The following is a 12,232-nucleotide window of genomic DNA, read 5'->3' as shown; positions in this document are numbered from 1 at the left end:
TTACTGGTTTAACAAGTAATATTTCTAATATATTGTTTCAGTATTAATTAGTATTTCATAAATTTCGCTGTTATAACTAACTTATTAAGCGAATGAAATACCAAAATTTGAAAAGATATTTTGCAGCACTCGGTATAGTTGCTGCTGGCTTTTCTGCTAATGCACAAACCGTTAAAAAATTCATCGACCCGGCAAACATGGATTTGTCCGTTAAACCAGGAGATGATTTCTACACCTACGCCAGCGGTGCCTGGGTAAAAAACAACCCTGTTCCGGCTAAAGAAACACGATGGGGGTCATTCAATGAACTTCGCGATTTCAATATCAATGCTGTAAAATCGCTTGTGGAAGAAGCAGCCGCAGATAAATCTGCACCCGCAGGCTCAGTAAAACGTCGTGTTGGCGATTTCTATACGGCCGCAATGGACAGTGCGACCATCGAAAAATTAGGCTACACACCAATCAAGGCAGACCTGTCTAAAATTCAGCAAATTAAAAACATTCAGGAAGTACTTGATCAGGTCGCCTATATGCGTACCAATGGCTTAGGCGGTGGAATGTTTGGTATTGGTGTTGGACAAGACCGTAAAAATGTAAATAAATACATGGTGAACATCGGTCAGGGTGGAACCACATTGCCAGACCGTGATTATTATCTCAAAGATGATACCCGCAGCATAAAAATCCGCGAAGCTTATAATACCTATATGTCTACGCTTTTTACGCTTACCGGAAGCACACCTGAGGTAGCTAAACAAAAAGCAGAAACCGTATTTAAAATTGAAAAGCAATTTGCGGAAGCACAGATGAGTCGCTTGGAAATGCGCGACCCTTATGCAACTTACAACAAACTGACTGTTGCTGAACTAAATAAGAAAACCCCGGATATCAACTGGAATACTTATTTACCTAAATTCAAAATTAAAGGGCAGGACACAGTATTGGTATCGTCACCTAAATTTATGGTCAGCCTGGATGCGATGCTGAAATCAGTACCAGTGGCCGATTGGAAAACATACCTGGAGTGGAACCTCATCAAAAGTTCAGCTTCAAGCCTGAGTTCTCCTTTTGTAAAAGCAAGCTTTGCCTTTACACAAGCGCAAACAGGTCAAAAGGTGCAAACGCCGCGCTGGCAACGTATGTCATCTTTAACAGATGGCACTATCGGCGAATTATTAGGTCAGCTATATGTGGCCAAATATTTCAAGCCAGAAGCAAAAGCCCGCATGAACCAGATGATTGTCAACCTGCGTAAAGCATTCGAAATCAGAATCAACGGTTTAGAATGGATGAGTGCTGAAACCAAACAAAAAGCGCTTGCGAAACTTAATGCGTTTACACCTAAAGTGGGTTATCCCGACAAATGGAAAACATATGATGGTCTGGTGATCAATAAAGGTACTTATTTCCAGAACCTTCGCAATGCAAGCGTTTGGGGATATAACGAATCCATCGGACAGTTGGGTAAACCGGTAGACCGTACCCGTTTCGGCATGACGCCTCCAACGGTTAATGCCTATTATTCGCCAACTTTAAATGAAATCGTTTTCCCTGCAGGAATTTTACAATTCCCTTTCTTCGATCCAAATGCTGATGATGCCGTTAATTACGGTGGAATTGGTGCCGTAATCGGTCACGAGATGAGCCATGGTTTTGACGACAGCGGTAGTCAGTACGATGCAGCTGGTAACTTAAAAAACTGGTGGACTGCAGAAGACAAAGCTAAGTTTGATGCTAAAACCAAAGCGCTGGGTGAGCAATTCGACGCTTACACCGTTTTGGATACAGTACATGTGATTGGTAAACTCACAATGGGCGAAAACATTGGCGATTTAGGTGGTTTAAACGCGGCATATACTGCATTCAAAATGACTAAACAAGGTCAAAGCAATGAGAAAATCGACGGCTTTACACCCGATCAACGTTTCTTCCTGGCATGGGCACAGGTTTGGAGAGGTAATATCTTGCCAGAAAGTGCTGCTCAGTTAATCAAAACCGATCCGCACTCTCCTGGTCCGTTCCGTACAATTGGTGCACCTGTAAACATGGATGCCTGGTACAATGCTTTCGATGTAAAACCTGGGGATAAATTATACAAAAAACCAGAGGATAGAATCAGAATGTGGTAGTTTAATACTGCAATTTTTTCATCCCGAAGAGAAATACCAAACCTAAAGCGTCCTGAATCATCAGGGCGCTTTTTCTTTTCCGAGAAATCAAAATTAAGCCGTCTCAATTGATGAATTCTTATTTATCATTCTATCTTTGAAAAACAATAATTGTGTCCATATGAAATGCATATCTAAAGCCATAGTTTTCACTGGTTTATTTTTTCTCACCCTTAGTGCAACTGCTCAGAATAAACTCATCAGTCTTGATAAATTAATCAATAAAACTGATCCGGCCTGGCCATTAGTTCAAAAATGGGTGGAGGCAGCAAAAAATAAAGTAGAGATCCTGCCTGTTGACACCGCAAAAGCGAATGAAGTGCTTTATAATGCGCAAATGACTACCTACGCCACTCTTGGATCGGTCATTTACAATACCGGCGGTATAATCGTAGATAATGGCTGGATACGCATCCTGGGCTCTGGTGGCGAAAGGCTGAACAGAAATATCGCCGAGTGGAATAAAGGCAAAACCATAAAAGAATATGGCGATAATGTGCCATACCTCCTCATTGCCGATGATGCCGTTGGGGGATTTTTTGCAATAAATTATGGTGGCTTAGGCCCTGACATCAAAAACGTTTACTATCTCGAACCAAATACCCTTACCTGGCAGCCCCTGGGTGCAGGCTATGGTGAGTTCCTGGTATTCTGCTTCGATAGCGACCTGTCGAAATTTTACAAAGGCCTGCGCTGGAACAACTGGAATCAGTTTATAGGAAATCTCGACGGAACGAAAACTTATAGCTTCCGCCCGTATTTATGGCAGGAAGGCACTGATATCGATAAATGTACCAGAAAACTTGTAGGTATCGAAGAAATGTATCGCTTCAACGTCATGAAGTCTAAGGAGATAAACGCCGATAAAGGCATCAAGAAGGAGGTACCAGGGCAGTAATCGTCAGGGTTCAGGGCAGTCATCGTCAGGGTTACTACGCAGTAACAGCGTACTTTGCCTGTACCTTCTTGGGTAACTTGGCCAGTACCATTGCACGTGAGCCTGCAACAAGCGCCTTTAGCTCCTTATCATTTAAAACATCCACACTGGCAATCTGTATCCATTGGCGTTTAGCCAGGTGATAAGCTTGCTGTATCCCGTGCCTTGCGGTTAGCGCATCAAAATCATCAGGGTTACATTTGATAGAGAACCGGCTTCCCTCTTCAATGGCGATGATCACGTATATCTTTTCTTCAATCATAAAGCATAAATGGTCCCACTTCATGCCTTCTGTTGTTCCGGGAAGACTTAAACAATATTCTCTGAATGATTCAATATCCATAAGCAGATTCTGGGGGCTAAGGCAACAGATTTATATGTTCAATATTTTATATAAACTCACCACGAAAATAATAATTTTGCCTCAGAAAATCTTTCTATATTAAAAAACCTGTACATGAATATTATCACACCAACTGCCGATGGCTCCAACACGCTCTTTAGTGAAACCATAGGCGAACATTACCATAGCAAGCACGGTGCGCTACAGGAAAGCAAACATGTTTTTATTGAGGCGGGTCTGAAATTTGCCTCTGCAGGGAAATCAGAAATAGCGGTGTTGGAAGTAGGCTTTGGAACAGGGCTAAACTTCATCTTAAGCTATGAATACGCTACCAATCAGCAAATTAAACTAGATTACACCAGCATTGAAGCTTTTCCATTGAGTTTGGAGGTAATCAATCAAACAGGTTATGATGCCTATGTACCTGCTGGTATATGGAGCGATTTCACCTCTAAATATGAAGAGAGCTTAAATTCAGTGCAGACACTATCGCCATTTTGCCAACTCGAAATCCCACATACCACCCTGGCACAATTCACAACAAACAAAAGATTTGATGTGATTTACTATGATGCTTTTTCTGTGCAGCACCAGCCCGAAATGTGGAGTGATGAAATTATTGCCCATGCATGCAGCTTCCTTAAGCCCGGCGGCACTTTTGTTACATACGCCATAACAGGTAAACTCAAGCGCGCTGTAAAGGCCTGTGGTTTTAATATAGAAAAATTACCGGGAGCGCCAGGAAAAAGGGAAATGCTAAGAGCAGTAAAAATGCAGGAACAAACAGAAGACTTCCAAATCCTGAATCCTTAACCCCTGCTTAAGCATGACAATTACGCGACCGAATCTTAAAACTACAATATCCTTCATTTGTTAAGCTTATATTAAAATTCATATCATGGAAAAAAGAATATTAGGCAAAACAGATTTAAATATTGCACCCATTGTATTTGGAGGAAACGTGTTCGGTTGGACCATCGACGAACAAAAATCATTTGAAATATTAGATCATTTCGTAGAAAGTGGTTTCAATTTTATTGATACGGCCGATGTGTATTCCCGCTGGGTACCAGAGAATAAAGGTGGAGAGTCAGAAACAATTATCGGCAACTGGCTAAAAAAGAACAATAAACGCCGTGACGTGATCATTGCAACTAAAGTTGGATCTGATATGGGCAGTGGAAAGTCATTGAAAAAAGACTATATCATCAATCAGGTAGAACACTCTTTATCACGCCTGCAAACCGATTACATTGATTTATATTTTTCTCATTTTGATGATGAAACCACACCGGTTGAAGAAACCCTAAGTGCTTACGAAACGTTGATCAAGGAGGGAAAAGTACGCTGGATAGGCGCATCAAATTTTTCGGCTGAAAGACTTAAAGAATCTTTACTGCACTCGGCTACAAATAACCTACCCAGATACGAAGTTTACCAGCCAGGCTATAATTTGTTCGACCGCCAGGAATTTGAACAGGATCATGAGAAAATATGTGTTGAACACGGACTGGGCGTAGTCACTTATTATTCCCTGGCAAGCGGATTCTTAACCGGAAAATACCGCAGCGAAGATGACTTGAATAAAAGTCAGCGCGGCGCAGGCGTGAAGAAATTTTTAAACGACAGAGGTTTCAAAATCTTAAATGCACTGGACCAGGTTGCTGAAAGCCACGGCGTTGAACAAGCCTCAGTTGCTTTGTCCTGGTTAATCAACCATCCTTCCATCACCGCACCAATAGCCAGCGTTACCGACTTAAGTCAGCTAAAATCATTTACCGAGGCTGCAAACCTGAATTTGTCGCCGGCAGACATTTCACTTTTAAACGAAGCAAGCAGCTATTAGCAAAATAATCTGTTATATTTAAATGCCCGGTTAATTAAACAATTATCCGGGCATTTTGTATTATTCAGGATTTAAAAAAATATGAAAGAAAAACTATCTTTTCTCCCAAAACTGGCACTCGTACTATTCTGCTTAATCAGTTTAACTTATATCGCCATTTTAGGACAATCTTTGCTCGCCCCTTTGTTGTTCTCTTTCCTGATGGCCATTTTACTCCTGCCAGTAGGTAATTTTCTCGAACAACGTTTTAAGTTTAAGAGAAGCCTCTCAACAATAGTGTCGGTCATCGTGATGATCGTATTGATTGGAGGGATCATATACTTCTTTGGCAATCAATTGAGTGATCTATGGGCAGACTGGCCTTTACTGAAAGATAAAGCCAATACTTCCTATCACGATCTTCAGCACTGGATATCTAAAACATTTCATGTAAACTCCGAAAAGCAACTCGCCTACCTTAATGATAGTACAGAAAAAGCTTTGGCGACCAGTGCCGCCATTGTCGCAACCACATTGGCAACCCTTTCGTCAACCCTGCTCTTTTTAGGATTTACACTATTATTTACCTTTTTTATACTCAACTATCGTAGGGTATTATTCACTTTCCTGACATCGGTTTTTAAAGAAGAACATAAGGAGAAGGTCACTGAAATTGTAACCCAGATTCAGTACATCATCAAAAAATATATCATCGGTTTATTCCTGCAGATGCTCATTGTTACCGTGTTAATGATTACGGTGCTGAGTTTGTTAGGTGTTAAATATGCGGTACTTCTTGGCCTCGTAGCCGGAATTTTTAACGTGGTTCCTTATCTGGGTATCTTCTTCGCGCTTTTGATCAGCTGTCTCATCACATTCGCAACTGCCGGCGCTGGTAAAGTCCTTTTGGTTTTAATAGCCTTCGTTGGTGTACATGCCGTAGATGGAAATGTGCTAATGCCGCTGGTGGTAGGCTCGAAAGTCAAAATCAATGCCTTGTTTGCATTTATTGGCATTGTAGTGGGCGAAATGATCTGGGGCATCTCCGGAATGTTCCTTTGCATTCCTTACCTGGCTATGCTAAAAATCATTTTTGACCGGGTAGATACATTGAAGCCATGGGGGATTTTAATGGGCGAAGAGCACAAACCTGAAAAAAAGAAACGCGTTTACCGCATTACCAAAAAGATTAGATTAGAAGAGAAAGATTAAAATCTTATAATTTTACCAGATGAAACCCCTGTTCGTGTTATTGATCGTTTACGTGGCATTGCTTGCTTTTGGTAGCCATACTACGTTTGACAAAGGAAACATCTTTGCTGGCAATATTGCTATGGCGGTGATGTTGCTTTTTACAGCCATAGGTCACTTCAAATTTAAAACCTCAATGGCAGCGATGATCCCGCTCTTTGTACCTGCTAAAGTGCAGATTGTAATTTTTACAGGTGTGCTGGAAATCCTTTTTGCCTTTGGTTTAGGCATGGAAAGCACACGATTCTATACGGGTATCGCATTACTTATATTCCTTATAGCCATTTTGCCAGCTAATATTTACGCAGCAAAGCACCAAATCAATTATGAAGATTTATACAAACCGGGACCAGGAATTAAATATTTATGGTTCAGAATTCCTTTTCAATTTTTCTTAATCGCCTGGGTTTGGTACTTTAGCATCCGATAAATCACATAACATGCCCAATAACCCCATTCCAGCTGTTGCACACAACCCGGCAGATGCCTTTAATCGTTTGCTCACTGTTTTAAATACGCTCCGCACACAATGTCCCTGGGATAAAAAACAAACCATGGAGACATTGCGCCACTTAACGATTGAAGAAACGTACGAGCTAAGTGACGCCATTCTGGAGGGTGATATGAACGAAATTAAGAAGGAACTGGGCGACGTGATGATGCATCTGGTATTCTACTCCAGAATTGCATCTGAAACAAATGATTTTAACATCGTTGATGTATTAAATGGAGTTTGCGATAAGCTGGTAAACAGGCATCCCCACATTTATGGCGATATTGAAGTACAAAATGAAGAAGATGTAAAACGCAACTGGGAACAAATTAAGTTAAAAGAAGGAAATAAATCGGTACTCGCCGGCGTACCTTCCTCACTGCCCGCCTTGGTTAAAGCGTCCCGGATTCAGGAAAAAGCCCGCGGGGTGGGTTTCGACTGGGAAGACAAAAACCAGGTATGGGAAAAAGTTGAGGAAGAGCTTCAGGAGTTTAAAGCCGAATTTAATGTAACAGACAATACCGCAATCGATGTCGAAAAAGCTGAATCAGAATTTGGCGATGTGCTTTTCTCACTCATCAACTATGCACGCTTTATCAATATCAACCCCGAAAATGCCTTAGAAAAGACCAACAAAAAATTCATCAAACGTTTCCAGTACCTGGAAAATAAAGCCAAAGAAAGTGGTAAGGCACTGGCCGAAATGACACTGGCCGAAATGGATATTTATTGGAATGAGGCCAAGAAATTATAATTATGAGCGCAGCAGATTACAATGAACAGGCACCAAAAAACCTGATCAGCATCATTACTTTTAACGTTACGGCTACCCAGACAATAGATGGGGGTATTATTCCCTGGGTAAATATTGGCAAGGCAAATGAAGAAATCCTAAACCTCATTGATGCCGAAGAAATTGTCATTCCGGAACATGAAATTACTGTTGCTGTAGATTATCCCTTAAGCAACCCTACACACTTTCAGCTCTATTCCTCCATCGGTTTTTCAAGAAAGTTGTTCCTGATAGAACTCAGGGAAAAATTCATAGTTTTTGCGAAATCAGAAGGATTCGACATCAATACACTTGATCTGGTGGCACTGGATGTGTATAAAACTGAATCTGGTAGAATAGAGATTATCCTGGATATTGATTTGTAGGAAAAGCTGACCAACTAATAGAATACACCATCTACATAATACCATTTCCCATCCTCCAGCTTGAAGTTCGATTTTTCATGCAACACCTCGGGTCGATAGTGTTTACCCAAATAGTAAGCTTTAAACTCTACGGTATCGGAATCGGCAGCTACAATTTCCAGCTTCAACCACTTGGTATTTTTCGCACTTTTTAAATACGCCTCTTTCGAATTTCCCTTTCTCTTGCTCAAATGAGTAGTTTCTGCTAAATAATCTCCATCAGCCACTACAAAGGCCGAATATCTGGAACGCATCAATGCGGCTGCCGTAGGTGCTGTTTTCATTTTTAAATGGTAGGGCTGGCAACAGTTTTCATATTGTAAACCACTTCCGCAAGGACAATTCATCGTATTGTATATTAATTCTCTTTAAAATGATAAGAATTGTTCATTTCCCTATCTGGTTCAAAAATATCTTAAATCATCTTAACATCATCAATAAATTTGTATTTGAGCACGGGTTTGGCTTTTAACCAGATTACAAAAATATTTTCCGTAAAATTGTGCTCGAAAAATGAGGTATTTCTTTCATATTGCTTATCAGGGTCAACATTTTAGTGGATGGCAAAAACAACCTAACGTCAAAAGCGTACAGGAAGTCATCGAGCAAACACTCTTCAAAATTCTTAAAACGCCTACACCTGTTTTTGGTTGTGGCCGAACGGATGCACATGTTCATGCCAGCCAGTTTTTCTTCCATGCCGATATAGAACAGGAACTTAACTTCGATCTGCTTTACATCCTCAATAAAGCTCTTCCCTATAACATCTCAGTTTTTGATATCATTAAAATGGAAGGTAAACCTCATGCCCGTTTTGATGCCGTTCAGCGTAGATACGATTATTTTGTACATACTCGAAAAGACCCGTTTTTAAGCAACCAAAGTTCCTTTTATCAGCTGGATAATCTCGATTTCGAAAAGATGAATACAGTGGTCAAACTGCTGCCTCAATATAAAGATTACCGGGCTTTTTGCACTCACCCCGATAAATATGAGCATACCATCTGTAATGTAATGGATGCCCGTTTATACCTCAATGCTAAAAGAGACCGGTTTAGATTTCACATAGCCAGCAACCGCTTTCTCGGCAAAATGATCCGCATTACAATGGGAAAAATACTGATGGTTGGGAAAGGTGAACTCAGTATTGATGAGTTTGAAAGCGAGCTGATTAATCTCAAAGCCACTAAACTGTCTTTACCCGCACATCCTACAGGCTTATATCTTTCCAAAGTAACCTACCCCTATTTAAACCTCGAGCCGGCAACGGAAATTATACCGGTAGTACAAGGCGCAGAGTGGGAATTGCTGTAGCCAGATTAAAAAATTGAGCCAAACCGGCAGATTAGAAAATTACTTAAATCTGATTGCCTTCAATGGAGATACTTTACTGATCAGAAACGAAGGAATAATTAAAACCAGCAAACATACAATCACAGTAATCAGATTCAGTCCTATAATATCGGTTACATGAAATTCAATCGGAGCGTATGCCAGAAAATAAGAGGTTTGGTTTAGTTTAAATATATGGGTCGACTGCTGAAACAAGCCCAATCCTATCCCTAAAATATTTCCTAGCAATAGTCCAATACCAATCAAATAAGCCGCATTAAAGAGAAATATCTTCATAATACTCCAGTTACTGGCTCCAAAAGATTTGAGCATTCCAATCATGTTTGTACGCTCCAAAATCATAATCAGTAAGGCTGTAACCATATTAATAACACCAACAATCAACATCAAAATCAAAATCACCCTCGTATTCACATCCAAAAGCCCCAGCCAGGTAAAGATATTAGGAAAGTTTTCTTCAATCGAATACGACCTCAGGTTCCGCGGAAGCTGCTCGTAAATCCCATCGGCCACAACTTTCAACCGGTTAAAATTTTTAGTCCTGATTTCAATTCCACCAATCTGATCAGGCTTCCAGTCATTCAGTCTTTTAATGATATTAATGTTGCCCAAAACGAAGCCTTTATCGATATCCTCCACCCCGATATCATAAATGCCCACTATCTTAAACTTCCGTGGACGCAGTTGATTCTGCACGAAATACATGATGAAATCGTCGCCCGTTTTAAGCTTCAGGCGATTGGCAGTATACTGGGAGATCAAAAGTTCCTGCATAGCGGCTACACTGTCCCTGAAATCGATTATCGTTCCGCTGATGATGTGCTGCTTAATGTAATCCCATTTGTAGGTTTTGTCAATCCCTTTAAAATTAATGCCCTCAATCTCGTTATTTGCAGATAATATGGCTGGTTTGGTAGCAAAAGGATAATAATACTCAATATTTTTATTCTGTTGAAGCTGCTTTTTGGTTTGCGCATCCAGTACAAATGGCGAATGTTCAAAAGAATTATTCAAGTCATATCGCGTAATCTGAACATCGCCCAGATAACCGCGCACTTTGTCCTGAATTTCAGTTTTAAATCCCTTGATAATGGCTATTGTCAAAATCATCACGGCCAGGCTCAGCATTACGCCTGCTATTGCAATGCGCACAATGAGCTTTGAAAAAGTTCGTTCTGATTTTATGGCAATCCGCCCCGCTATGAAATATTCGAAATTCAATTTATAAAATTTGTTGTAGCAAAAATGCTCAAATCATTTTTAAAAATGGCATTTTTGATGATAAATAAGCACCCGTAAAATAATCAATAGGCTAATAACAACAAGCAAAAAAATGCTAAATTGTTTAAGCTTTAATCCAGAGATTAAAATCTTTAAATATGAGAACAACCTTCAGCTTTTTGTTTACCAGTTTAATTGCGCTTAGCGCATGTGGCCAGCCCAAGCCGATTGAACAGGAATTAGGCCAGGGACTAAATGGCAAGACACGTAAAACCGCTATCAGAACCATGCCGCTTCCGTCCTCTTTCAAAACCGGAGCCGAGCAAACTGAAAAATATCTGCCCTTATTGAAAGGGAAACGCATTGGTATGGTGGTTAACCCAACTTCCGTGATTGGCGATCAGGCCTCGGTAGACAGCTTGCTGAAAAGAGGGGTTACAATTCAGAAAATATTCGGACCAGAACATGGTTTCAGGGGAAATACAAGCGCAGGTGTTTCTGTAAAAGATGATGTGGATACCAAAACAGGTATTAAAGCCATTTCGCTCTATGGAAAACACAGCACGCCAACAACCGAAGATTTAGCAGATATTGATCTGATGGTATTCGATATACAGGATGTTGGAGTTCGTTTTTACACCTACATAAATACGCTGCAACACGTGATGGAAGCCTGTGCGGCAAACAATAAAGAACTCTTAATACTAGACCGCCCAAACCCTAACGGCTATCTCATTGATGGGCCCATACTCGACCCTAAATTTAAATCAGGAATCGGTATCCAGCCCATTCCCATTGCTCACGGACTAACAGTTGGAGAATATGCACAAATGCTGAATGGCGAAGGTTGGCTAAAGGATAAAGTGAAGTGCAAAATCACCATCATTAAAAATGCGGGTTATAACCATGATATGGAGTATACCTTACCTGTAAAACCATCACCAAATTTAAACACCCAACAGGCCATCATGCTCTACCCTTCTACCTGTCTGTTCGAAGGTACGTACCTAAACCACGGCCGTGGTACCATGTTTCCTTTTACCATAGTTGGTGCACCTTATCTGAAAGACAAATTCGAATTTAGCTTTACCCCAAAAAGCATTAAAGGTATGTCTGAAACACCATTATTTCAGGATCAGGTGTGTTATGGATTGGATTTAAGGCAATATGATGTTACAGCGTTGAGAAAATCCAAACAAGTGAATATTTCCTGGCTCATTGAGCTGTATAATGCATCACCAAAAAAAGAAGACTTCTTTAATACTAAACTAAGTAAAGAGATGGGAACAATTGAAAGACTGGTTGGTGTGGCAGATTTCAGGCAGCAGGTAATTGACGGAAAAAGTGAAAAGGAAATCAGAGCCAGCTGGGAACCCGGACTAAGCGCTTACAAAACGATGCGTAAAAAGTATCTGATTTATGATTAGTGAAACAACTTTAAAGC

13 protein-coding genes are annotated in these 12,232 nt (G+C 40.5%); 10 read left to right on the top strand and 3 right to left on the bottom strand.

The genetic code is table 11. The features are described from left to right. The first annotated feature begins 92 nt into the window (after positions 1 to 92). Positions 93 to 2,129 (top strand): M13 family metallopeptidase, encoded by a 2,037-nt coding sequence (locus tag AC570I_RS12875; protein WP_497405735.1) that lies wholly within the window; start codon positions 93 to 95, stop codon positions 2,127 to 2,129. Between the two features lie 160 nt (positions 2,130 to 2,289). After that, positions 2,290 to 3,066, top strand: coding sequence for a DUF2625 domain-containing protein (locus AC570I_RS12870; RefSeq protein ID WP_497405734.1), 777 nt, complete (start codon positions 2,290 to 2,292; stop codon positions 3,064 to 3,066). Positions 3,067 to 3,100: 34 nt separating this feature from the next. Here AC570I_RS12870 and AC570I_RS12865 read toward each other — a convergent pair whose 3' ends face one another. Further along, positions 3,101 to 3,448 (bottom strand): MmcQ/YjbR family DNA-binding protein, encoded by a 348-nt coding sequence (locus tag AC570I_RS12865; RefSeq protein WP_497405733.1) that lies wholly within the window; start codon positions 3,446 to 3,448, stop codon positions 3,101 to 3,103. A gap of 114 nt (positions 3,449 to 3,562) precedes the next feature. On the opposite strand from AC570I_RS12865, the gene mnmC2 reads away from it, so the two are divergent. The 6 genes from mnmC2 (at position 3,563) to AC570I_RS12835 (ending at position 8,175) form a co-directional block, all read left to right on the top strand. After that, complete coding sequence (gene mnmC2 / locus AC570I_RS12860) at positions 3,563 to 4,261, top strand: tRNA (5-methylaminomethyl-2-thiouridine)(34)-methyltransferase MnmC2 (RefSeq protein ID WP_497405732.1); 699 nt, start codon at positions 3,563 to 3,565, stop codon at positions 4,259 to 4,261. Positions 4,262 to 4,346: 85 nt separating this feature from the next. Continuing rightward, the gene (locus tag AC570I_RS12855) at positions 4,347 to 5,294 is read left to right on the top strand and encodes an aldo/keto reductase (protein WP_497405731.1); all 948 of its coding nucleotides are present in this window, start codon (positions 4,347 to 4,349) and stop codon (positions 5,292 to 5,294) included. 81 nt (positions 5,295 to 5,375) lie between these two features. Then, on the top strand, positions 5,376 to 6,485 hold the full coding sequence (locus tag AC570I_RS12850) for an AI-2E family transporter (protein WP_497405730.1): 1,110 nt from the start codon (positions 5,376 to 5,378) through the stop codon (positions 6,483 to 6,485). 19 nt (positions 6,486 to 6,504) lie between these two features. Continuing rightward, entirely contained in the window at positions 6,505 to 6,954 is a 450-nt protein-coding gene (locus AC570I_RS12845; RefSeq protein ID WP_497405729.1) for a DoxX family protein, read from the top strand. Between the two features lie 10 nt (positions 6,955 to 6,964). After that, positions 6,965 to 7,771, top strand: a complete 807-nt coding sequence (gene mazG, locus AC570I_RS12840) for a nucleoside triphosphate pyrophosphohydrolase (protein ID WP_497405728.1) — start codon at positions 6,965 to 6,967, stop codon at positions 7,769 to 7,771. A 2-nt stretch (positions 7,772 to 7,773) separates the two neighbouring features. Further along, entirely contained in the window at positions 7,774 to 8,175 is a 402-nt protein-coding gene (locus AC570I_RS12835) for a hypothetical protein (protein WP_497405727.1), read from the top strand. Positions 8,176 to 8,189: 14 nt separating this feature from the next. On the opposite strand, the gene AC570I_RS12830 is transcribed toward AC570I_RS12835, so the two are convergent. Continuing rightward, the gene (locus tag AC570I_RS12830; protein WP_497405726.1) at positions 8,190 to 8,561 is read right to left on the bottom strand and encodes a YchJ family protein; all 372 of its coding nucleotides are present in this window, start codon (positions 8,559 to 8,561) and stop codon (positions 8,190 to 8,192) included. Between the two features lie 166 nt (positions 8,562 to 8,727). Here AC570I_RS12830 and AC570I_RS12825 point away from each other — a divergent pair, with 166 nt between their 5' ends. Further along, positions 8,728 to 9,528, top strand: a complete 801-nt coding sequence (locus AC570I_RS12825; RefSeq protein ID WP_497405725.1) for a tRNA pseudouridine synthase A — start codon at positions 8,728 to 8,730, stop codon at positions 9,526 to 9,528. A 39-nt stretch (positions 9,529 to 9,567) separates the two neighbouring features. Here AC570I_RS12825 and AC570I_RS12820 read toward each other — a convergent pair whose 3' ends face one another. Further along, entirely contained in the window at positions 9,568 to 10,788 is a 1,221-nt protein-coding gene (locus AC570I_RS12820) for an ABC transporter permease (protein WP_047799485.1), read from the bottom strand. 287 nt (positions 10,789 to 11,075) lie between these two features. Here AC570I_RS12820 and AC570I_RS12815 point away from each other — a divergent pair, with 287 nt between their 5' ends. Further along, positions 11,076 to 12,215 carry an exo-beta-N-acetylmuramidase NamZ family protein gene (locus tag AC570I_RS12815; protein WP_369799759.1) on the top strand — a complete coding sequence of 380 codons (1,140 nt, stop codon included), beginning with the start codon at positions 11,076 to 11,078 and terminating at the stop codon, positions 12,213 to 12,215. Positions 12,216 to 12,232 lie beyond the last annotated feature (17 nt).

The organism is Pedobacter sp. A2324 (assembly GCF_059693705.1).
The sequence above is the reverse complement of the archived record's forward strand: the minus strand, read 5'-3'. Positions and strand labels throughout refer to the sequence as shown.